Source organism: Micromonospora sp. NPDC049203 (assembly GCF_043197215.1).
In the GTDB taxonomy this organism is placed as follows: Bacteria; Actinomycetota; Actinomycetes; order Mycobacteriales; family Micromonosporaceae; genus Micromonospora.
Map to the genome: position 1 here is coordinate 395,964 of NZ_JBICSV010000004.1, position 22,268 is coordinate 418,231.

General features: G+C 70.0%; 14 protein-coding genes and 2 pseudogenes. 7 read left to right on the plus strand and 9 right to left on the minus strand.

Features of this window, described 5'->3' with window-relative positions:
• Nucleotides 1-5: 5 nt before the first annotated feature.
• Nucleotides 6-1,292 (minus strand): ABC transporter substrate-binding protein, encoded by a 1,287-nt coding sequence (locus tag ACGFIA_RS14310; RefSeq protein WP_393260214.1) that lies wholly within the window; start codon nt 1,290-1,292, stop codon nt 6-8.
• Nucleotides 1,293-1,428: 136 nt separating this feature from the next.
• On the opposite strand from ACGFIA_RS14310, the gene ACGFIA_RS14315 reads away from it, so the two are divergent.
• Nucleotides 1,429-2,193 carry an FCD domain-containing protein gene (locus ACGFIA_RS14315; protein ID WP_357390672.1) on the plus strand — a complete coding sequence of 255 codons (765 nt, stop codon included), beginning with the start codon at nt 1,429-1,431 and terminating at the stop codon, nt 2,191-2,193.
• 101 nt (nt 2,194-2,294) lie between these two features.
• Here the strand turns inward: ACGFIA_RS14315 and ACGFIA_RS14320 are convergent, their stop codons facing one another.
• Nucleotides 2,295-2,963, minus strand: a complete 669-nt coding sequence (locus tag ACGFIA_RS14320; protein ID WP_357390674.1) for a response regulator transcription factor — start codon at nt 2,961-2,963, stop codon at nt 2,295-2,297.
• A complete protein-coding gene (locus ACGFIA_RS14325) occupies nt 2,960-4,117 on the minus strand; it encodes a sensor histidine kinase (protein WP_357390676.1) in 1,158 nt (385 codons plus the stop codon). The genes ACGFIA_RS14320 and ACGFIA_RS14325 overlap by 4 nt, the downstream gene beginning before the upstream one ends.
• A gap of 168 nt (nt 4,118-4,285) precedes the next feature.
• Here ACGFIA_RS14325 and ACGFIA_RS14330 point away from each other — a divergent pair, with 168 nt between their 5' ends.
• Together ACGFIA_RS14330 and ACGFIA_RS14335 are read left to right on the plus strand one after the other, a co-directional pair.
• A complete protein-coding gene (locus ACGFIA_RS14330; protein WP_357390678.1) occupies nt 4,286-5,047 on the plus strand; it encodes an ABC transporter ATP-binding protein in 762 nt (253 codons plus the stop codon).
• Nucleotides 5,041-7,470, plus strand: a complete 2,430-nt coding sequence (locus ACGFIA_RS14335) for an FtsX-like permease family protein (RefSeq protein WP_393260220.1) — start codon at nt 5,041-5,043, stop codon at nt 7,468-7,470. The genes ACGFIA_RS14330 and ACGFIA_RS14335 overlap by 7 nt, the downstream gene beginning before the upstream one ends.
• 437 nt (nt 7,471-7,907) lie before the next feature.
• Here the strand turns inward: ACGFIA_RS14335 and ACGFIA_RS14340 are convergent, their stop codons facing one another.
• The 3 genes and pseudogenes from ACGFIA_RS14340 to ACGFIA_RS14350 form a co-directional block, all read right to left on the minus strand.
• Entirely contained in the window at nt 7,908-9,170 is a 1,263-nt protein-coding gene (locus ACGFIA_RS14340) for an ATP-binding protein (protein ID WP_393260222.1), read from the minus strand.
• A 141-nt stretch (nt 9,171-9,311) separates the two neighbouring features.
• Nucleotides 9,312-9,819, minus strand: a pseudogene (locus ACGFIA_RS14345) (hypothetical protein).
• A gap of 150 nt (nt 9,820-9,969) precedes the next feature.
• A complete protein-coding gene (locus ACGFIA_RS14350) occupies nt 9,970-12,318 on the minus strand; it encodes a DEAD/DEAH box helicase family protein (RefSeq protein WP_393260225.1) in 2,349 nt (782 codons plus the stop codon).
• A 61-nt stretch (nt 12,319-12,379) separates the two neighbouring features.
• Between ACGFIA_RS14350 and ACGFIA_RS14355 the strand changes: the two genes are divergently transcribed.
• From ACGFIA_RS14355 to ACGFIA_RS14365, 3 genes are all read left to right on the plus strand, one after another.
• Nucleotides 12,380-12,691 carry a hypothetical protein gene (locus ACGFIA_RS14355; RefSeq protein WP_357391122.1) on the plus strand — a complete coding sequence of 104 codons (312 nt, stop codon included), beginning with the start codon at nt 12,380-12,382 and terminating at the stop codon, nt 12,689-12,691.
• 6 nt (nt 12,692-12,697) lie between these two features.
• A complete protein-coding gene (locus ACGFIA_RS14360) occupies nt 12,698-13,849 on the plus strand; it encodes a hypothetical protein (protein ID WP_393260228.1) in 1,152 nt (383 codons plus the stop codon).
• Nucleotides 13,850-14,528: 679 nt separating this feature from the next.
• On the plus strand, nt 14,529-14,648 hold the full coding sequence (locus ACGFIA_RS14365; RefSeq protein WP_223201434.1) for an IS3 family transposase: 120 nt from the start codon (nt 14,529-14,531) through the stop codon (nt 14,646-14,648).
• On the opposite strand, the pseudogene ACGFIA_RS14370 reads toward ACGFIA_RS14365, so the two are convergent.
• Nucleotides 14,634-17,465, minus strand: a pseudogene (locus tag ACGFIA_RS14370) (LuxR C-terminal-related transcriptional regulator); the annotation flags it as partial. The gene ACGFIA_RS14365 and the pseudogene ACGFIA_RS14370 sit on opposite strands and share 15 nt — an antisense overlap.
• Nucleotides 17,466-17,734: 269 nt before the next feature.
• Between ACGFIA_RS14370 and ACGFIA_RS14375 the strand changes: the two are divergent.
• On the plus strand, nt 17,735-21,028 hold the full coding sequence (locus ACGFIA_RS14375; protein ID WP_393260231.1) for a M28 family peptidase: 3,294 nt from the start codon (nt 17,735-17,737) through the stop codon (nt 21,026-21,028).
• 422 nt (nt 21,029-21,450) lie between these two features.
• On the opposite strand, the gene ACGFIA_RS14380 is transcribed toward ACGFIA_RS14375, so the two are convergent.
• Nucleotides 21,451-21,900 carry a hypothetical protein gene (locus tag ACGFIA_RS14380; protein WP_124778772.1) on the minus strand — a complete coding sequence of 150 codons (450 nt, stop codon included), beginning with the start codon at nt 21,898-21,900 and terminating at the stop codon, nt 21,451-21,453.
• A gap of 5 nt (nt 21,901-21,905) precedes the next feature.
• Nucleotides 21,906-22,253, minus strand: coding sequence for a hypothetical protein (locus ACGFIA_RS14385; RefSeq protein ID WP_091113588.1), 348 nt, complete (start codon nt 22,251-22,253; stop codon nt 21,906-21,908).
• Between the last annotated feature and the right edge of the window lie 15 nt (nt 22,254-22,268).

Consider the following 22,268-nt stretch of genomic DNA (forward strand, 5'->3'; position numbering starts at 1 on the left):
TCGGGTTACTTCGCCTCGTCGTCGAGGAACTTCTGGAACGCCTCGTTCGCCGCGTCCGCCGAGGCGGCCGGATCCTTGCCGGTGATCGCGTCGACGATCGGCTGGCCGACGATCTCGCGGGCCTGGGCGACCTTCACGACGAGCGGACGGTCGTGACCGACGCCGTTGTCAGTGCTGGCCGTGGTGGCCTCGGCGAGGTCCTTCGGGTAGGTGGCGATGGCCTGCGGGTTGGCCCAGACCGAGGCGCGGGCGCCGGGGACGCCGGCCTCCTGCTGCGCCAGCGACTGCTCCTTGCCGGCCGCCCACTCGATGAACTTCCAGGCGTTGTCCTTGTTCTTCGACTGGTCGTTGATGCCCAGCGCCCAGGACGGGATGTTGTAGGGCTTCGAGCCGGCCGGGCCGGCCGGGAAGGGCGCGAAGCCGACGGTGTCGGAGACCTTCGACTTGGCCGGGTCGGTGGCGTTCTTGTAGAGCGAGTTGGCCTCGGTGTAGAAGGCCGCCTTGCCCTGGGTGAAGATCGCCATGGCCTCGGACCAGCTCATGTCGGTGCTGACGTTGTCCGGGCCGTGCTCGCGCAGCAGCCCGCCGTAGTAGGCGTACGCCTGCTTGGCCTGGTCGGTGTTGACCGCGGCCTTGCCGTTGGCGTCGACGAAGTCACCGCCGAAGCTGAACAGGAAGCTGGAGAACTGGGTGACGGCGGCGGCCTTGCCGGTGCGGGAGACGAAGCCCGCGACGCCCGGGTTGTCGGCCTCGACCTTGGCGGCCTGCGCCTTGAGCTCGTCCAGGCTCTTCGGCGGGGCGTCGAAGCCGGACTTCTTCAGCAGGTCCTTGCGGTAGTACAGCACCTCCGACTCGGTGATGATCGGCACGCCGACCACCTTGTCGTCGTAGGTGGTGGCCTGCACCGGGCCGGCCTGGAAGTCGCTGAAGTCGAAGGCGCTGTCCGCCTTGGACCGCTCGGTCAGGTCGGCCAGGTACTTGTTCTTGCCGAACTGCTTGCCCTCCTGCAGCGGCCGGTACATCATCACGTCGAGGTCGCTGGATCCCGCGTTCAGCTTGACGTTGTACTGGTCGGACAGCTGGTCCTCACCGAGCTGGGTGACCTCGACCTTCAGGCCGGTCTGCTTCTCGAACTCCGGCAGCGCCTTCTTGACGTTCTCCGTCCAGACGTGGTTCACCAGCGTCACGCGCACGGTCTTCGAACCGCCGCTGTCCTCTCCACCGCCGCAGGCGGCCAGGCCCATGGCGACCACCACGGCCAGAGACGTACCGATTATCGATCGACGTCGCACGCCATCTCTCCATTTCTCGTGGTCGCCGCCCCGGGGGAAGAGCGCCACAACGCTGTAACGTCCGCTTAACTACGGGATGCTAGGTCGAAAAAGCTGATTTATTCAAGGGGTTGACCGAACTGATATGATCGTTGGCGTGGAACCGTACTCCTCCGGGGGCGTCGGCACCCAGCCCGCTCCGGCCGAGGTCGGGTTGCACGCCCGCGTCCTCGAGCACCTCGGCACCGCCATCTGCGGCGGAGAGTTCGCCCCCGGGGCGGTCCTCAACATCGACGACCTGGTCGACCGGTACGAGGTCTCCCGCTCGGTGGTCCGCGAGGTGCTGCGTGTCCTGGCGTCGATCGGGTTCATCGAGACCCGCCGACGGGTAGGGGTGACGATCCGGCCCGCGCACGACTGGAACGTCTTCGATCCGCAGGTGATCCGGTGGCGGCTGGCCTCGGCCAGCCGGCTCGCCCAGCTCCGGTCCATCACCGAGCTGCGCACCGCCATCGAGCCGCACGCCGCCCTGCTGGCCGCCGAGCGGGCCGGTCACGACGAGGCCAGCGACCTCGTCGGCCTGGCGGCGAAGATGTGGGCCGCCGGCAAGGCCGGCGACGAGGAGCGCTTCCTGCGCCTGGACATCGAGTTCCACCGGCGGGTGCTGCTCGCCTCCGGCAACGAGATGTTCGTCCGGCTGCAGGACCTGGTCGCCGAGGTGCTCACCGGCCGGCACAAGCACCACCTCATGCCGCACCACCCGCACGAGCAGGCGCTGCGCCTGCACGCCGAGGTGGCCCAGGCGATCCAGCGGCACGAGGGCGAGCGCGCCCGGCTGGCGATGGTGCAGCTCATGGAACAGGCGTTCGAGGAGATGCGGTCCCTCTGGGAGCAGACCGCCGAGCCCCGCGCGATGAGCTGACCCGCCCCGGCGGGTTCAAGCTCGGAGAACCGGCCCGTGCCGACAGGCCTACTACGCCAGCCCGAGCACGCTTGGTGTCTCTCCGCGGCGGGGCGACGCTCTCAGCGCAGGCCGCCCGGTCCGACCAGGCCCGTCTCGTAGGCGACGATGACCAGTTGCGCCCGATCACGTACCGCCAGTTTGGTCAGCAACCGCCCGACGTGCGTCTTCACGGTGGCCAGGCTGAGACCGAGGTGCCCGGCCAACTCCGCGTTGGACAGGCCCCGGCCGATCAGTGTGAGTACTTCCCGTTCCCGTTCGGTAACCCCCTCCAGCTGTCGTGGCAGCGGCCGGGCCGGCTCCGGCCGACGCGCGAACTCGTCGATGAGCCGGCGGGTCACAGTCGGTGCGAGCAGTCCTTCGCCGGCGGCCACCACCCGGATGCCGGCAAGCAGGTCCGCCGGTGGGGTGTCCTTGAGCAGGAAGCCGCTGGCTCCGGCGCGTAGGGCTCCGTAGACGTATTCGTCCAGGTCGAACGTGGTCAGGATGACGACCCGGGTGCCGGCCGTGGCGGGGTTGCCACAGATCCGCCGGGTCGCCTCGATACCGTCCATCTCTGGCATCCGCACGTCCATCAGCACCACGTCCGGCCGGTGTTCGGCGGTCAGAGCCACAGCCTCGACGCCGGTGCCGGCCTCACCGACCGTGGTGAGGTCCGGGGCCGAATCGACCAACAGCCGAAAACTGCCGCGTAGCAGCGCCTGGTCGTCGGCGATCAGCACCCGGGTCACGCGGTCGCCCGGTAGGGCAGGCTGGCCGTCACCGCGAAGCCGCCGCCGGAGCGTGGCCCGGCACGGAACTCGCCCCCGTGCAACGTCACCCGTTCCCGCATGCCGATCAGTCCGTGTCCCTCCCCGCCGATCAGGACCGGACGGTCGCCGTCGTCCATGACCTCGACCCTGACCTCGCCGGGCGTGACGGTCACCGTCGCCCGGCAGACGGCCGGTGCCGCGTGCTTCACCACGTTTGTCACCGCCTCCTGCACGATCCGGTACACCGCCAGGCCCACTGACTCCGGCACCACGCCGGGCGAATCCTCCCGACGTACGTCGAGCCGTACGTCGACACCGCCCATCGCCGCCTGCTGCGCGAGTACGGGCAGCGCGTCCAGCCCGGGCGGCGGGGCGTACGGGGTGTCCTCGCGCAGCGCGCCGAGCACCCGGCGTACGTCGGTCAGGGCGTTGCGGCCGGTCTCCTCGATCACCCGCAGGGCGGCCCCCGCCTCGCGGGGATCGGCGTCGGCGACGTGGTTGGCGACGGCCGCCTTCACCACGATGAGGCTCAGCGTGTGCGCGACCACGTCGTGCAGCTCGCGGGCCACCCGCAACCGCTCCTCGGCGGCGGCTCGGCGGACCAGGTGCTCGCCCTGGCGGGCGGCGACGACCCGTCGCTCGCGGACCAGCCAGCCGATCATCCAGGCGGGCGCGATCATGGCGGCGGCGTAGACGACCCCACCGGTTCGCGACCAGAGGTCGCTCTCGGTCAGCGCCAGGGCGACGCTCACCAGCGCGAGGCAACCGGCGGCGCAGAGCATCGACCGGGGCGTACGTGTCGACACGGCCATCGTGTAGAGGGACAGACCGATGGCGAGCCCCGGAGCGGCAGCGGCGTAGCCCGGGATCACACCCGTGATCAGTGCGACTGCGGCGACGGAGCTGATCACGACGGCGACGGTGATCGGCCACCGCCGCCGGACGGCCAACGGCAACCCGAGGGCCATCCCGACGAGCACCGACACCCAGAGCGGTTCGCGCACCCCACCGTGCAGCGGTGACTCCAGTGCCGCGTACGGGCCGAGCAGCGCGCCGATCGCCAGGGCGAGTACGGCGTCCACGGCGGCCAGTTCCGCCGGCCGCAGCCGCCGGATCGGCAGGATGGCGGTCACCTGCCGAAGCGTATCGGCCGGCCGGCCGGGCCGCGTCCACCTGCGGTCGGTCATCCTCGGGTACGACGTCTGACGCTTTCCGATCCCCGGATCCGCTCAGGGACGGGCCGGAGAGTGTCCACACCGGCACGACGCGCCGCACCCGCCGTGACCGGCACCCTGGCGGTCATGACCACACAAACGGTGATCCTGACCGGGCTGCGAGCGGTGTACGGCACCGGAGCCCGCCGGGTGGCGGCGCTCGACGGCGTGACGACCAGCTTCGCCAGCGGCACCTTCACTGCGGTGATGGGCCCGTCGGGCTCGGGGAAATCCACCCTGCTGCATTGTGCGGCCGGGTTGGACAAACCGACAGCGGGGACCGTCGAGATCGACGGCAGGCGCCTCGACGATCTGGGGGAGGACGAGCTGACCCGGCTGCGCCGCGACCGGATCGGCTTCGTGTTCCAGGGGTTCAACCTGGTGTCCACGTTGACCGCGGCGCAGAACGTCGAGTTGCCGCTGCGGCTGGCCGGGCGCCGTCCCCCGGTCCGGGACGTCGTCGCCGCGCTCGACGCCGTGGGACTGGCCGGCCGGTCCGGGCACCGGCCGAGCGAACTGTCCGGCGGTGAACAGCAACGCGTCGCCGTGGCCCGGGCGTTGATCACCCGCCCCGCGGTGGTCTTCGCCGACGAACCGACAGGGGCCCTGGACAGCGCGGCATCCCGGCAGGTCCTCCGGCTGCTTCGCGCACTCGTCGACGATCACCGGCAGACGGTCGTGATGGTGACCCACGATCCCACCGCCGCCGCGTTCGCCGATCGGGTCCTCCTGCTCGCCGACGGTCGCGTCGTGGACGAGATGACCGGCGGGATCACCGCTGCGGCCATCGCCGCGCGGATCGCCGAGGCGGAGATCACGGCGGGAAGCGCCGTGGAGCCGTCGTGCTGAGCGTCCGGCGGTCGGCCGGCGCGTTTGCGGCCGTCGCCATCGGCGTCACACTGGTCGCGGCGGCCACCCTGCTGCTCGCCTCCGGCCGCCCGCGGGTGCCCGACCGGCTGGCGAACGCGGCGGTCGTGGTGCAGAGCCCCGAGGCCGGTGCGCCGGCCGACTCGTTCGCGCCCACCCGGCCATGGTCCGCCGCCAGGTCGGCGGAACTCACCAGCAGGCTGGCCGAGGTGCCGGGCGTCACGGCGGCGGTGCCCGACCGGACCTTCTACGCTCAGGCGCTCGTCGACGGCCGGCCCCCGGGCACCGATGCGCAGCGGGAGGACGCCCATCAGGGGCACGGCTGGTCCAGTGCCCGGTTGGGCGGACTCCGTCCCACCGCCGGCGAGCCGCCCCGGCGGGCCGGCGAGGTGGTCGTCGACCGCACGCTCGGGCTGCGTCCCGGCGGGCCGGTCACCCTGCTCACGGCGGCGGGTGCGCAGCCGTACACCGTCACGGGTCTGGTCGATGCGCCCGGCCTCTACGTCGCGGACGAGGTCGCGGCCGTGCTCGCGCCCGGAGTCCGGGCCATCGGCCTGCTCGTCGCACCGGGCGCCGACCCCGAGGTGGTTGCCGATACGGCTCGCGGTCTCCTCGGCCGCGACGGGCGGGCGCTGACCGGGGACGACCGTGCCGCGCTGGAACCCCGGGGGGATGCCCGTACCCGCTGGATCGGCATGCAGGTGCTTACCGCCACGGCGGCTCTCGCCGGCTTCGTCACGGTCTTCGTGGTCGCCTCCACCTTCGCGTTCACCGTCGCGCAGCGCCGCCGTGAGCTGGGCCTGCTGCGCGCCGTCGGCGCCACCCCGCATCAGGTCCGCCGCATTGTGTACGCCGAGGCGCTCGTCGTCGGCGCCTCGGGCGGGACTGTCGGACTGCTGGTCGGCGGTGGGCTTGCGCCGCTGCTGGGCCCGCTTCTCGTCGACGTCGGCTTCGAACCGTCGAGCTTCCGGGTCGGGTACGAGCCCTGGCCGGTCGCGCTCTCGCTTGTCGCCGGGCCGGTGATCTCGCTGCTGGCTGTCTGGTCGGCCTCGCGCCGGGCGGCGCGGGTTCGACCGCTTGAGGCGTTGCGCGATGCGGCGGCGGAGCAGCGACCGATCGGGCGGCTGCGCATCGCCACCGGCGCGCTGCTCGTCGCGGTGGGGGGCGCGCTCAGCGTCGGGACGGCGACCGCCGACGAGGCCCGCGTCGCGGCGCAGTACGCCCTGTACGCGGTGATGGCCTTGGTGGCCGGTGCCACCGTGCTGGCGCCGGCGGCAGTCGGCCCGGTGGTGCTGATGCTGCGGTCGCCGGTGCGCCGACCGGGTGGCGCGATCGGGATGCTGGTCCGGGCCGGGGCGTTGACCGCGACCCGGCGGACAGCCTCGATCGCCGCCCCGGTGCTGCTCACTGTCGCGTTCGCGGTGCTGGTCTCTGGAATGGTGCGCACCACCACTGCTGCCTACGCGGCGGGCCGGGCCGACAACGTCAACGCCGGCTGGGTCGTCGTGCCCGACCGCGCGCCGGGCCTGTCGGACCAGGCCGTCGCGGCGACCGGGGGTGCCGCCCTGCTACCGACGACGGTCTTCGATGCCAACCCGGACTCGTCGCCGGAGAACCGGCCACTGACCGCGCTCGGCGTGGACCCGGCGGGCTTCACCGCCGCGAACCGGGCGCTCACCGTCGTTGCCGGCTCACTGGACGACCTGAGCGGTGGTGACACGGTGGTCCTCCCCGCCTCGGCGAACCGGCAGCCGTCCGAGCCGTACGCGCTTGTCTTCGCCGATGGCGAGCGCGTGTCGCTGCGCGTCGTCGCGGTCGTCACCGACGACTCGATCCCCGGCGACCTGCTACTGCCCCGGTCGCTGGTGCGGGCGCACGACCCCTCGGCGCTCACCTCCGCCGTGTACGTCCAGGACCGGGTCGATCCTCCGGTCGGAGCGCGGATCGTCGACGTTTCGGCGTGGGCGGCCGAGGCGGACCGCGCCGAGGATCGCCTCGTCTGGCTCTTCACCCTGCTGCTGATCGGTGTGTCGGCCGGCTACGGGGCGGTTGCGGTGGCGAACACGCTGCTGATGGCCGCTGCCGGCCGGGTGGCTGATCTGCGGCTGATCCGGTTGGCCGGTGCGACCCGGAAGCAGGTCATGTGGCTGGTCACTGCCGAGTCAACCCTGGTGGTCCTGATCGGCGCGCTGCTCGGCGGGGCTGTCGCCCTCGTCGGTCTGCTGAGCATCCGTGCCGGCCTGGCCGAGCAGGTCGGCGTACCGGTCGACCTGGTGGTGCCGTGGCCAGTGGTCAGCGGGGTGGTGGGGCTCTGCCTGCTCCTGGCGGTGCTGGCGAGCGCACTGCCGACCTGGCGGTCACTGCGTCACCGTCCCGCGCGGTCCCCCGTCGGCGTCTTGGGGTAAACCCTGTACATCGTCCTTCGGATGGCGGTCGGGCCGCTACCCGCCCCCTGACGCGAACCGGGTTCGTATGCTCCGGGTGTGCTCCTGGGCTGGGAGAACGGCGGTCCGGGCAACGTGGGTGAACGCCTGTCGCTCCCTGCCACCCCAGGTGAACCCCCAGGTCGCTAGACTGGGCCCTCGCGCCCTCGTAGCTCAGGGGGATAGAGCATCGGTTTCCTAACCCGACGCTCCGTTTGTGTCCGCAGACTGATGACCTGCGGATTTTCTCTTTCCAGGGTCCTGCGCCGGTCGCACGTGCGCGCCGCTGTGATCGCCTGCGGAAGCTCAGCGAAGTGCGTAAGTGCTGGTCAGCTCTACTTTTCATCGACCGTCGTAGTTGTCTACTGCGACGTGCTGCGCTCGGCTCGGCGTTGGGTCGCGTCCACTCTGGGCCGAGCTTACTCTCTGCCCGAGGCGGAAACCTGCCATAGGGCGCTGACCGGCATGGCGCGGAGTTTGTCGCCGAACGGCAGCGTGGCGGTTCCGGTATAGAGGACGATGCCGACGATGAAGTCGTCGCCGAGGCGGTCGGCGAGTCGGCGTAGGCCGCGGAAGTCGTCGGGTCCGACGGTGCTGGCTGCTTTGACCTCGATGCCGACCACCTGACCAGCTCGGGTCTCGAGCACCGCGTCGACTTCGTACCTGCTCTGGTCGCGGTAGTGAGACAGGTCGACGAACTCCTCGGACCAGGTCAGCTGCCGGGACAGCTCGGACAGCACAAATGACTCGAGCAGCGGGCCGAACGGTGCACCCGGCCGGAGCAGTGCCCGGGCGTCGGTCGCGATTTCGTTGGCGGCGATGCCCGAGTCGACGAAGATCAGCTTCGACGCGGCGGTGGCACGGGTGCCCAGGTTGCGGGACCAGCCGGGAATCCGTTTGATCAGGAAGATCTCTTCCAGGGCTTGGAGGTAGCGGACGATCGTCGGCCGGCTCAGTCCGAGGGCGGATTCAAGGGCGTTGGCGGCGATGATGGTCGCGGATCTGGCCGCGAGGATGCGTACCAGTTTGCGTAGCTCGCCCTTGTGCTGGATGTCGGACAGCTGCCGGACGTCGCGGTCGATGAGCGCCTGGACGTACGCGTCGAGGAAGCGTTGGCGGCGACGCGGGTCGGTACGGGTGGTGGCCTCGGGTAGGCCGCCGCGCACGATTCGGGCTGCGTAGTCGGCTCGGGTCACGTTCGACTCGTGTCGCAGGTCCGGGCCGAGCACGAAGACGGCGTCGATGAATCCGTCCAGGGCTCCGTCGAGTTCGCCTTGGGAGAATGGCCAGAGCTCGACCGTTTCCATCCGACCGGGCAGCGCGTCCGGCGCAGCCACCATGCCGAACAGCCGAGACGATCCGGTGAGCAGGTAACGGCCAGGACGGGGATCTTCGTCGACGGCAGCCTTGATGGCCAACAGGAGCTCCGGAGCGCGCTGGATCTCGTCGATGACCAGGAGTTCGGAGGAGTCTACGAACCCGACCGGATCGGCAATCGCCGCCGCCCGGTCCTGAGCCCGATCAAGATCGCGGCGCTCGGCCAGACGGTCGCCGGCAACGAGGCGAACCAGGGTGCTCTTGCCTGCTTGGCGTGCCCCACTGATCAAGACGACGCGGGTGTCCGCCAGAGCGGCGTTGACCTGCGCGGCGGCGCGGCGGGGGATTAGGTGCGGTGTGGGCACGGCGTCATCATAACCGCCGCATTTCTGATCTGCGAGGCCGTTTGCTTTCGATTTGCGGTGCCATAGGCGTTCGATGCGCGGGCATTTGATGTTCGATCTGCGGGTTAGGCGAACGGGGCGGTTCGTGGAAGGGGTCCACCGCTACGTCGCGTTGCTGCAAATCGCGGCGAGTTCGGGGAAGGCACCCTCCCAGTCCTGGCGGAGCTGGGGTGGCAGCCACAGGGTGGGCCAGAGCCGCCGCAGCAGGTCGGCATTGAGCCAGGTGTGCAGGTCCTCGACGGTGCTGGCTTCGGTGAGCACCACCTTGTACATGCCGGCCAGGCGTGCGGGCCGGTTCAGGTCGTACTCGGCATGCCCTGACCAGTCGAGGTGACGCGGAAGCGTCACCGTCCCTTCGGTGGGACCGTGCAGTGCGGCGAGGGTTTCGGCCACCACGTAGGGCTTCCGGTCGCCGTATGGCCGGTAGTCCGCTGGCGGCTGGGGTGACATCCTGCGCCGGCTGAGGTTCGTCGCCCGCCGGACTTCCGGTCGTAGCGCCTGACGGATCGTCTCCCGGCTGTATCCGGTGACCCGCTGCAGATCTACCGGCCGCCAGCCGGTGAAACGCCCGCATCTGCTCGTCCCGCTCGGTCAACGCGGCCGCCCGCATCGCCTCATACCTGGAGACAACCGCGTGCAGCTCATCCTCGGAGAAACCGGCCCATGGCCGTTAGCCTGCCATGCTAGGCCCAGCACGCTTGGCCTTTTGTCAATCCCTGTAACCGGCGGGACCGGTCTTGGTGATCGCGATGGCATGCACTCATGTTCTGGTGAAGCCGAGTACCCGGTATCCGGGCATGCGGCGTGGGAGTGAGGCGGCAAGGATGGGTGTGGCTGGGTCGTGGTAGTCGTGGACCTCGGCGAGGTCCTTGCCGGCCGCGGCGCGGATGACGCGGCCGGCGCATTGAACGAGTAGGCCGTCGTAGGAGATCGGGCCGGCGAGGAAGAGGGTGTCGAGGGCGGGGGCGTCGAAGCCTTCACCGATGAACGGTGTGGTGCCGATGACGAGCAGACCGTCGCCGGCTTTGGCGCCGTCGAGCCGGTCGACGATGGTTCGCCGTTCGCGGGTGCTCATCGCGCCTTGGAGCACGAGCGGCTGGTGTCCGCGTGCGGCGAGCAAGGCAGTGAGTGCCTCGACCTGGGCGACGCGTCGGGTCAGGACGAGACAGTTGCGGCCGCGGGTCAGGGCTGCGGCGACGTCGTCGGTGATCTGGGTGTTGCGGGGCTCGTCGAGGGCCAGCCGTCGGTGCACCTCGGCGAGCGCGCCGGGCGCGTCCAGGTCGATGTCGCCGGGTTGGAAGGTGGTCTCGTGGATGAACAGCGCTCGACGGGGTCCGGCGTCGGTGTGCATCGCGGCTGCGAGGGTGCCTTGTTCCTCGTCGGTGAGGGTGTGGCGGACGGGTCCGAGTTGCCAGGTGACGAGTTGTCCGAGGCCGTCGCGTCGGGTGGGGGTGGCGGTGAGGCCGAGCCAGAACTGCGCGGCGATCCGTTTGACCGAGTGCTCGTAGGCTGCGGCGCCGAGGTGGTGGCATTCGTCGACAATGACGTGCCCGTAACCCTGGGTCAGGGTCGCGACGTCGTCGCGCCGGGCGAGGGAGGGCAGCAGGGCGATGTCCACGGTGCCGGTGAGCTTGCGTCGGCCGCCGCCGAGTTGGCCGGGCTTGATGCCGAGGAACTGTTGGATGCGGGTGCGCCACTGGTCGGCGAGGGCTTTGCGGTCGACGAGGACGAGGGTGGAGGTGTTGCGTTCGGCGATCACGGCGCAGGCCATGACGGTCTTGCCGGAGCCCGGTGGGGCGACCAGGATCCCGTCGTCGTGGGCGAGAAGCGCGCCGACCGCGCTGGCTTGCCTGCCGGTGAGTTCGGCGGTGAAAGCGATGTCGATCTCGCTCCCGGAGTTTCGTACGTCCGTGACGGCCAGCCGCGACCCGGCGCGCTCGACGATCGTGGCGATGGTGTGCCGCAGCCCGCGCGGAAGGACCAGGCGACCATCGAGGGTGAGGTCGTAGCCCTGGATGAAGCGTGGCGTATCCCAGGTGGACTTGCGGAGTCGTTGCAGCTCGTAGAACTTCGGGTTGGCCATGGCGGCGACGTGTTTGAACGTGGCGAGTGCGGCGGGGGTGAGCTGTCCGGCGTCGATGCTCAGCCCGGCACCGGCCTCCGCGTGGACCACCGGAGGCAGTGGAGGGTGGACCTGCGTCGCGGCGGACCGGCTGATCGTTGCGATGTCGGCACCGGTGACGGATTGTTTGGCCTGCCGGGCAATCTGTTCGGCGTCGCCGGGGCTGAGCCGGTCCAGTGTCGACAGAAATGCCCACTGGTCGGCGTACGGCTCGAGGGTGCCGAGGTCGAGGAAGGTGGTCAGTCCATCCTTGCGGCGGCGGCCCTGTAGCGGCGCGGCGATGAGGTTGCCGAAGCCACCCTCAGGAAGGACGTCCTGGTTGGGGAAGAGACGGTCGTACGACCGCAGATCCATCGACCCGCGCAGCACCATCGCCTCGCGCAGCAGGACCGTACCCACGGCCCGCGCGGTGGCCGCGGGAACAGCGCTGGTGAAGAAAGCCCACACGTGGGCTCCGCGGCCCGACTGGGAGATCTCCAACGCGGCGGGCACCGCGCAGGCGCGTGCCGCCTTCACGTATGCGAGGGCGTCGAGCATCGCCGTCGGGCCGTCGAAGTCGGCCACGACGAAGTGGCAGGTGTTGCCGGGCATCAGCGGGTACAGGCCCATGAACACGTCGCCGACCAGATGTGCCGCGACGACCTCCGTCGTGCGGGGCAGGTAGGTGGCACCCTGCCGGTCCATACCCTTGCGCCAGCCGCCCGCGACCGCGGGCATCCATCCGGCTGCGCCGGTACGGGCGTTGTCCCACCGCACGGCGTACACGTCGGCCCGGGCCCGGAACCGGTCGGTGAACAACGTCAGCTTGTCCCGGGTCGGCGAAGCCATGGTGACCAGCCCTGGCGGCTCAACCGGAGCGGACAACTGCTCCGGCGCCGCAGTCGTGTCCTGGCCGCGCAGCTCCAGCAGACGCCCCAGCCGGGCGTTCTCCGCCCGTAACCGCTTCACCTCCCGCCGAAGATCGACGAACTCGGCCACCGAACCCATGCCGACCATCCTCGCGCATCAGGCTCCGAACACCCCGACACCGGTCCGCTATCCTCCGCCGATGGCATCGAAGGGAACCGCCGCGCTGGAGGCGATGATCGAGGAAGCCACCGTCGACACGGACGGTCACGAGGACCAGCGTGCCGGCCTGTTCGCCATGATCGAGGAGCATCTGGCGGTGCCGTTCACCACCACCGTCCTCGGCGTCGAGGCCACCGTGCAGAAGATCGACCTGACCGCGGACAGCATCGTCGCGGTCTGCGCCCGAGGCCGCCACCGGCAACGGGTCGGTCTTCTCGACCTTCCGCTACCCACCCCTATGCCGGACGGTGCCGCGTGGGTCGACGCCTACCGGCACTGGGCCGGGAGGTAGGCCACCATGAGCGAGTACCAGTACTACGAATTCACCGCCGTCGACCGACCCCTCACCGGCCGCGAGCGGGCCGAGCTGCGGTCGCTGTCCACCCGGGCCGACATCACTGCCACCAGCTTCGTCAACACCTACGAGTGGGGCAACTTCAAGGGCAACCCGCGCACGCTGATGGAACGGTACTTCGACGCGCACCTGTACCTGGCGAACTGGGGCACCCGCCAGCTCATGCTGCGACTACCGAAACACGTGCTCGACCCCGCCACCGTCTCCCAGTACTGCCAAGGTGACAGTGCATCCGCGTGGACCGCCGGCAAGCACGTCATCATCGACCTCCACGACGAGGACGAGGACGGCACCGATGAGTGGGACCTCGACGGTCACGGCCTCCTCGCCTCCATCATCCCGGTCCGGGCCCGCCTCGCCGCCGGCGACCTGCGCCTGCTCTACCTGGCCTGGCTGCGCTGCGTACAGTCCGCCGAGATCGCCGACGACGAGCCTGAACCGCCCGTCCCCGCCCGGCTGGGGACCCTCGACGCGTCCCTCACCGCCGTCGCCGAGTTCCTACGCATCGACCCCGACCTGATCGCGGCCGCGGCGGCCGGATCGGCGCCGGCCACCTCCGGCGAACCGACCGCTGCGCAACTACGCACCTGGGTCGTCGGGCTGTCCGCGCGGGACAAGGACGCCATCTTGACCGACCTGATCACCGGCGGCGACAGCCAACTGCGCAACCGGCTGCTGCGCCGCTACCGCGACGCACACCGCACTGATACGCCCACCCCGGCAGCCGCCCGTACCGCCGGGGAACTGCTCGCCACCGCCGCGGAGTTGCGCGCCGAACGGGAACGACGGGACGCCGAGCAACGCGAACGCGACCGGATTCGCCGCGAACGGTCCGCCGCAGCAGCCCGGCAACGGCACCTCGACACCCTCGCAGTCGACCAACCCGCCGCCTGGCAGCGAGTCGACGAGCTCATCGCCACGAAGAAACCCCGCGAGTACGACACCGCCGTGCAACTCCTCGTCGACCTGCGCGAACTCAGCGAACGCGACGGGGACAGTTCGTCGTTCCAGCACCAGCTGGCCGAGCTACGGGTGGCGCACGCCCGCAAGCCCAGTTTGCTCGAACGCCTCAACCTCGCAGGCCTCGACAGCTGACGCATGGTTCCCCGCTGACCGTCGCCAAGGTGTGGCGAGGATCGTGGATGGCCGGTGCGGCGTGCCAGCGTGACGCCCCAGACAGTCGACGCCGGCGGCGGTCCGCTCCCCGACGCGACCCCATCGCGCCGGACACTTCATTCTGCCCGCCAAGATCAACCGGGGTCACCTGGAGACTCCTCCAGCGGATGCCGACCGGGGTGAACCGGTGCCAACGTGGGTCACCATGGCCGACCGCCGGTCGCGAACCGGGGTTCGTGTGCGCCGGGTGTGGTCCTGGGCTGGGAGAACGGCGGTCCGGGTGACGTGGGTGAACGGGGGCCACTCCCTGCCACCCCAGGTGAACCCCCACGTCGCTAGACTAGGCGCTCGCGCCCTCGTAGCTCAGGGGATAGAGCATCGGTTTCCTAAGACCGTCATCTATGCATGTCGGTAGGCCGACTGCCTGCGATTCAGCCGTTCATTACCTCTGTTTGTTGGTCGCATTGGATAGCTGCTGCGCTCCGTTGCTGGCGGTTACAGTAGCAAACCGGCCGCCTCTGTTGCTTTTTGTGTCAACTTTCTCGATTCTAAATCCTCGTCACGGCATTTTGCGACTTGACGTAGCGAGGATGCTGTCCGGGGAAGCACGTGCGATCCTCGCCCAACCCGCTCCTTTACGCCGCACGCCGAGTTACGCCTGGGCACCGGAGTCGGAAGTGGGCGCAAACGCGTTGCCAGGCTGATGCGCCAGGCCGGGCTGCAGGGCTTCTGCCGGCGCTGCCGTCAGGGCTGCAAGGTGCGCGAGTTGGACGCGTGAGTGGATGCCGAGCTTCCGGTAGACGCGGGTGAGGTTTGCTTCGACTGTTTTGACACTGATGGTGAGGGCGGTGGCGATGTCGCGGTTGGTCGCTCCGCTGGCGGCGAGCTCGACGCAGCGCTGTTCGGCGGAGGTGAGGCAGGGGAGCGTACTGCTGTGCGCGGGGACGGGCTCCAGTTGGTGGAGGGTGCGGGTGGCGGCTTCGATCCAGGGGTGTGCCTGGTGCGTGCTGAAGAGGTCGGCGGCGCTCTGCGCCGCGGTGCGGGCGCTGGCGCGTCGGCGTCCGCGTCGTTCGGTGTGGCTGAGGGCCAGGAGGGTTCGACCGTGTTCGATGGGCAGGTGGCGGAGGTGGTCGGCTGCTGCGGTGAGGAGGTCGGCGGCCGCATCGTAGTTGCCCAGGGTGGCTTCCAGGAGTGCCTGGGAGCGGTCGAGCACGGGGAGGACGCAGCTTCTATCTAGATCAGTCGCGGTGCGACGGGTATCGGTCAGCAGTTTGCGGGCTTGGTCGAGGTAGCCGAGGGAGATGAGGGCTTGGGCGAGGTCGGCGTGCCAGCGCAGGACGGACGGGTCGCGGACCTGCTGGCGCTTCTCAAGCGTACGGACCTCTTCCAGCGCCTCCAGGGCTTCTTTCGGACGCCCGGTGACCAGGAGAAGATGTCCGAGGACGAAGAGGTTTCGGGAGAGGAAGACTTTGTTGTCCTCCCGGCGGGAGGTGTCCGCCCCGCGGCGTGCGTGAGCGAGGGCGGAGTCGGTGCACGAGGCGGTGCCCTCGACCAGGGCGGAGGTGTAGCACGTTGGTGCGGGGTCCAAGGCGGCTCTGTCGGTAAGCGACAGGGCGCGGCCGGCGTAGTCGAGGGCCAGTCCGCACCGTCCGGCGCGGATCTCGACTTCGGCGAGGCTACGCAGGACATCCACGGTGGCTTCGGCGTCTCCGGTCCGCTCGGCTTCGACGAGCAGAGGCAGCAGTGCGCTGCGGGCTTCGTCCAGACGGTCGTCGAAGATGGCGTGCCGGGCGGAGAGCTGTTCGGGCCTGGCGTTGACGGGGATGTGAGTGCTGCGTGGCAGGGACAGGGCGTGGCCGAGCGTGGTCTCGGCTTGGGGGCGGCCGAGGATGCGTTGGATGCGGGCCTGCATCGTGAGGGCCATGGCGGTGGTGGCGGTGTCGCCAGCGCTCCGGGCGAGGCTGGCGGCCCGGGCAGCCTGGGCGCACGCCCGGTCGGGATCGCCGTTGACGTTGGCCCAGATCGCCTGGCGGACGAGGATCTGCGCGGTCAGGTCCGGATGTCCGGCCGCTTCGTGAAGTGCGTCGGCGAACAGCTTGTCGCCGTTGTACAGGTGCTGTCCGCCTGAGTCGATCAGGGCGATGAGGGCGTTGACGCGGTTGGCGGGGCTGCTGTCGTGGTTCAGGACGAGGCGGACGGCAGCCTGGCCGCGGGGCAGGTCGCCGTTGTGGGCGGCGTCGCGTACGGCGGTCAGCGCCCGTTCGGTGAGCAGGTCGGCGTCGGTCTCCGGGGTACGTTCGGCGGCGAGCAGGGAGAGCTCGGCCGCTAGTGCGGGTTCTCCGCGCAGCCGGGCGCGGGCGGCGGCGCGGTCGGCGCAGTCGGCCGACTGCGGGTCGTTGGTGTCGGCCGCCAGCGTGGTGTGACGGTCGCGGCGGATGCTGTCGCGGCTGGCTTCGGCCAGGCGGGCGTGCAGGAGCCTGCGTGTGGCGACCGGCGGTCGGGCCGCGAGTTCGGCACCGATCGCGGCGGCGGCGAACCGGATCTTCCCGTCGACCTGCCCGATGTTGATCAGTCCGGCTGCCTCGGCCTCTGCGAGAAGGTTTTCGGCGGGCGGGCCGGCGAGGCGGCTCAGCAGTTCGCGGTCGGGCCGGTCGTCGAGTGCGGCGACCGTCAACAGTTCCTGAACTTCGGCCGACACAGTGCCCAGCCATTCGTTCACCAGTCGGCGGGCGGCCGGCGGCAGGACCAGGTCGTCTACGAGACCCTGAGCGGCCGGCAGGTCGGTGGCGCGGCTGCGGGCCCCGGCGAATGCGAGGGCTAGGGCCGGGTTCCCTCCGCTGCGGATGTGGGTCTGCGTGACCTCGTAGGGGGTTAGCCGGTACGGCGACAGCAGGGTTGCGACCTGATCGGGTGTCAGCGCCGGGATGCGTACCGCACAGGGGTCCTCGCCGCACCAGTGGCCTTCGCTCCCCGGGCGCCAGATTCGCTCTGCGGCTATGACGGGAAGGTCGGGAGCCAGGCGCAGTGCCCAACGCAAGACGGCCGCGCTGGCCGTATCCAGCCACTGGGCGTTGTCCACCACCAGTGTCAGAGGCGGGGTGTCCAGCAGCAGGGTGGCGGTCAACCGGCGCAGCCGTAGAGCGGTCCCGGCGGGATCGGCAGAGCCCGGCACTCCGACGGCCTTGTCGATTCCGGTCGCGAGTTCCCGCGCGGCCGGCAGCGGTTGGAGGGCCAGTGCGAGTTCGAGCAGTCCGGTGTAGGGGACCTGGGCGTCCTGTGGGCTCGGAGCCAGCCTTAGGACAGGCATGCCCAGCTGCTGCCCGAGTACACCGGCCGCAGCGGTCTTGCCGATCCCGGGCGGACCGAACAGCACCACCCGACGGGCGCCGCGCACGACGCCCGGTACCACCGGCAGCATGGTGCCGGTGGCCCCCTGATGCGCATTCACTGCCGTCGCAGAATCTGGCACCGGATCATAGTGCGCCCGACGGTCCTTCGCGCACCAGAGCAAGGGGTTGCCCTGATTTCGGCCAGCCTCCGCCGTTCCTAGTGTCATCGCCAAAGCCGAGCTGTCACCGGTTGCCGGAGATCCCATCAACACGGGCCCTGCTGCCACACCCCTCAACCCATCTCGGCGGGAGGATTGCGATGTATCGAAGAACTGCCATGGCGGCCGCTGTCGCGGTTGCGCTTACCCTGGGCACCGTGACCGGGGTGGCCACCCAGTCGACCGCAGCCACCCCGCCCCCTACACCCACGGTTGCGCAGAGCCCGCTGTCGCTGGCGATCTCTGCAGCCGACCGCGCTGCCGACGGCGGTCACGACGCGCTGGCGAAAGGCCCCTTCGAGCAGTACGACCGTCGCATGGTGATCCCGTGGGTGGACGGCCTGTTCTCCATTGCCTACGAGCGCACCTACCGGGGCCTGCCGGTGGTCGGCGGCGACGCCGCCGTACTCGCCGACGGCCGGGGCGCCATCCGGGCGATCTCGGCCGCCACCAAGACGAAGATCAACGTCTCCGTCGTGCCGACGGTCGCCGCCGACCGCGCCGAGCAGACCGCCAAGGGCCTGCTCACCAAGGTCGACCAGGTCGAGTCGCGCACCCTCGTGGTGCACGTCAAGGACAGCACCGCGCGACTCGCGTGGGAGGTCGTCGTCGCCGGGCGCACCGCCTCGGCGCCCAGCCACCTGCATGTCTTCGTGGACGCGCGCAACGGCCAGGTGCTGGCCAAGCAGGAGGACGCCGCGGCCGGTTCCGGCACCGGCAAGTGGAACGGGCCCAGCCCACTGTCGATCACCACGTCGCAGTCGGGCAGCACGTACTACCTGCGCGACACCACGCGCACCGGCCTGAACTGCCAGGACTACAGCACCAGCACCGTCTTCTCCGGCGCCGACGACAGCTGGGGCAACGGAGTGGGCACAAGCAAGGAGACCGGCTGCGTCGACGCACTGTACTCGGCGCAGAAGGAATGGGACATGCTGTCGGCCTGGCTGGGCCGCAACGGGCACAACGGCAACGGCGGCAGCTGGCCGATCAAGGTCGGCCTGAACGAGCAGAACGCCTACTGGGACGGCTCGACGATCACGATCGGCAAGAACTCGGCAGGCAACTGGATCTCCTCGATGGATGTGGTGGGTCACGAGTTCGGCCACGGCATGGACCAGAACACCCCCGGCGGCACCAGCTCCGAAGCCGGCCTCGGCGAAGCCACCGGCGACATCTTCGGCGCCCTGACCGAGGCATACGCCAACCAGTCCAGCGCCTACGACGAACCCGACTACCTGGTCGGTGAGGAGATCGACCTCGTCGGCGACGGCCCGATCCGCAACATGTACAACCCCTCGCTGGTCGGCGGCCACCCGAACTGCTACTCCTCGTCGATCCCGAACACGGAGGTACACGCGGCCGCAGGTCCGCTCAACCACTGGTTCTACCTGCTCGCCGAGGGCAGCGCGCCGGGCGGCGGCAAGCCGAACAGCCCCATCTGCTCGGGCGGCCCGTCGTCGGTCACCGGCGTGGGCATCCAGTCCGCCGGAAAGATCTTCTACGGCGGCATGCTGCTGAAGACCTCCGGCATGACCCACAAGAAGTACCGCACCGCGACCCTGACCGCCGCGAAGAACCTGGACTCCTCGTGCGTCCTGTTCAACCGGACCAAGGACGCGTGGAACGCGGTCGCGGTCCCGGCCCAGACCGGCGACCCGACCTGCACCGGTTCCAGCACCGACTTCTCCGTCTCGGTCAGCCCCACCTCGGGCAGCGTCAACGCGGGCTCCTCGGTCACCGCGACGGTCAACACCGCGACCGTCTCCGGCAGCGCGCAGACCGTGTCGCTGACCTCCTCGGGTGCCCCGTCGGGGGTCACCGTGTCGTTCAGCCCGACGTCGGTGACGTCGGGCAACAGCTCCACGATGACGGTGGCGACCACCTCCAGTGCGGCTGCGGGCACGTACACCATCACCGTGACCGGCACCGGTTCGATCACCCACACCGCGCAGTACACGCTCACGGTCAACGGCGGCACCCCCGGTGGCACCGCGCCGGACATCGACGTCGCCAACGTGCAGGCGCACCTGACACAGCTCAGCACCATCGCCACCAATAACGGCGGCACCCGCCGCTCGACCGGCCAGGGCTACCTGCAGTCGGTGGCGTACGTCAAGGGCAAGCTGCAGGCCGCCGGCTTCACCGTCACCGAGCAGCCCTGCACCTCCGGCTGCACCAGCGGTGCAGGCCCGAACCTGATCGCCGAGTGGCCGGGCGGTAACGCGAGCAACGTCTACATGTTCGGCGCCCACCTGGACGGCGTCTCGGTCGGTCCGGGCATCAACGACAACGGCTCCGGCTCGGCGGCGCTGCTCGAGGTCGCCCTCGCGCTGGCCGCGCAGAACCCGACCATGCTGAACAAGGTCCGCTTCGGCTGGTGGACCGACGAGGAACAGGGCCTCAACGGCTCCAAGTTCTACGTCAACTCGCTGACCAGTACCCAGCGAACGGCGATCAAGGCCTACTACAACTTCGACATGATCGCGTCGAAGAACGGCGGCTACTTCATCAACAACATCACCTCGACCGCGTCGCAGCCGATGAAGGCGTACTGGGACTCCCTCAGCCTGCAGCCGGAGGAGAACGTCGAGGGCCAGGGCCGTTCCGACGACTACTCGTTCCAGAACGCGGGCATCCCGACCTCCGGTTACGCGATGGGCGCCAGCGCCACCAAGACGTCGGCCCAGGCGTCGAAGTGGGGCGGCACGGCCGGTCAGTCCTACGACTCCTGCTACCACTCCTCGTGCGACACCCTCAGCAACATCGACGCCACCGCGCTGAACCGGGCTGCCGACGGCATCGCCTACACGCTGTGGAACCGGGCGGTCGGCACCTCGACGCCGACCAACGACTTCTCGATCTCGGCCAGCCCCTCGTCGGGCACCGTGAACGCGGGGTCCAGCACCACGACCACCGTCGGCACCGCCACCACCTCGGGCAGCGCCCAGACGGTGACCCTGACCGCCAGCGGCGCCCCCACGGGCGTAACGGTCTCGTTCAGCCCGTCGTCGGTCACCTCCGGCAGCTCGTCGACCGCCACCATCGCGGTCGGCTCGTCGGTGGCCGGCGGCACCTACACCATCACCATCACCGGCACGGGGTCGGTGTCGCACAGCACCACGTACACGCTGACCGTGACCGGCGGACCGGGCGGCTGCACCGCCGCCCAGCTGATCCTCAACGGCGGGTTCGAAAGCGGCACCTCGCCGTGGACCGGCTCCACCGGCGCGATCGGCACCTCTATCGGGCAGGTGCCGCGCAGCGGCACCCGGTACGCGTGGCTCGGCGGATACGGCTACACCGCGACCGAGGCCATCAGCCAGACCGTCACCATCCCGTCGGGCTGCACCAGTGCGGTACTGACCTACTGGCTGCACATCGACACGAGCGAGTACGGGGCGCTCGCCTACGACGTGTTCACGATCAAGGCCAACGGCACCACCGTGGCGTCGCTGTCCAACATGAACGCTGCCACGGGCTACACGCAGCGCACCGTCAACCTCGGCGCGTACGCCGGCCAGACGGTCACGCTGACCTTCACCGGCACCGAGGACGCCTACCTGCAGACCAGCTTCGTGCTGGACGACGTGACCCTGCAGATCGGCTGAGTTCAACGGCAGGGTGGGGCGCTCGCCCCACCCTGCCGCAGGTCCTGCGCCCCTGTTCCGCTGCCGGACCGGACCTTAGCCTGAATCCGTGGATTGGATTCTGGGTGCGTTGTCGGGTTGATCTAGCCGATTGGGGGTGTGATGGATCCGCTGGCCCTGGTCTCCGTAGAACGCCAAGTAACCCGGCTCCGCCTTGACCTGGCGAGAGGCGAAGTCCATCGCCTCCGGGCGCAGATCTGCCCAACCTCGCGGGAAGCGGCCGTACCGGTCGTAGAACCTCCGCAACAGCGCGAACCCGGCCGTATCTCGCCATGCTTGGACGCAACCAGGTCCAGCTCAGCAGGGACAAGGGTCCAGTGCTCGACCAGCTCGCCGATGCTCAGAGGAGATCGACTCACAGCGGTCAACCACCGTGGCAGCGATCAGGGACCGCGCAGACCCCCAAAAAGATCAACTATTTGGCCCCTGGTCGCAAGATCGGCGTGGTTGGTCGTGAAGGGCCCGTCGGCGTGTGACCAGGTCCAGCGAAGCCGTCGGTGGGTCAGCCACGCACTAGCCTGGCCGGCGAGGTCGCGGTGCCGGCGCTGGGTCCTGTTGGTGTCGCCGCCGTCGGTGGTGAAGGCGAGCAGGGCGTAGCCGCCGGGGATGCCGGCGTGGGGCTCGCCGGGGTGCCGGCTGCCGTCGACGGGGAGGTGCACGCTGGCCAGGGCCGGTGCGCCCTGTCCGGGCAGGGTTTGCAGCATGTGGACGCGGCCGTGGTCGACCAGGTGCCATCGGCCGTCCAGGGGCAGCCTGAGCACGGTGCGGGCGTGGGCGAACAGTTCGTAGGCGTCGACGGGGTCCTGCACGACGAGGGTGGTGGTCGCGGTCATCGTGGTCACCGGGCCCAGATCGCCAGGGCTGCGGTGGTGGCGGCGCCGGCGTACCCGGCGAGCAGCAGCGGCACGGCGCGGGAGATGGCGGTGTACTTGGCCCGTACGGCGCGGGAGAGCCACCACAACTCGCGGGCGCGTGCGAGGGGGGCGGTCTGGGCTCCCGGGTCGGTGTCGCCACCGACAACGCGGACCAGGACGTCCTGGGCGGTGTCGGTGTCGGCGTAGGCGACGAACCCGAAGTCCCCACCCCGAAATCCCGGTACGCGAAACCCGCGTCCGGCACCGGTGGGGCTACTGAACCGCCGAAAGCCCTTGCGGCAGGGCTGGCGCCGCGCGCCCTTTATGGGCATCACCGCACGCTCTTC

What these genes read in the sequence shown, in the direction of transcription:
- ACGFIA_RS14330 (WP_357390678.1), top strand. Translation starts at nt 4,286, where the DNA reads ATGACCACACAAACGGTGATCCTGACCGGGCTGCGAGCGGTGTACGGC.
- ACGFIA_RS14350 (WP_393260225.1), bottom strand. Translation starts at nt 12,318, where the DNA reads ATGGGTTCGGTGGCCGAGTTCGTCGATCTTCGGCGGGAGGTGAAGCGG.
- ACGFIA_RS14355 (WP_357391122.1), top strand. Translation starts at nt 12,380, where the DNA reads ATGGCATCGAAGGGAACCGCCGCGCTGGAGGCGATGATCGAGGAAGCC.
- ACGFIA_RS14360 (WP_393260228.1), top strand. Translation starts at nt 12,698, where the DNA reads ATGAGCGAGTACCAGTACTACGAATTCACCGCCGTCGACCGACCCCTC.
- ACGFIA_RS14375 (WP_393260231.1), top strand. Translation starts at nt 17,735, where the DNA reads ATGGTGATCCCGTGGGTGGACGGCCTGTTCTCCATTGCCTACGAGCGC.
- ACGFIA_RS14380 (WP_124778772.1), bottom strand. Translation starts at nt 21,900, where the DNA reads ATGACCGCGACCACCACCCTCGTCGTGCAGGACCCCGTCGACGCCTAC.
- ACGFIA_RS14385 (WP_091113588.1), bottom strand. Translation starts at nt 22,253, where the DNA reads ATGCCCATAAAGGGCGCGCGGCGCCAGCCCTGCCGCAAGGGCTTTCGG.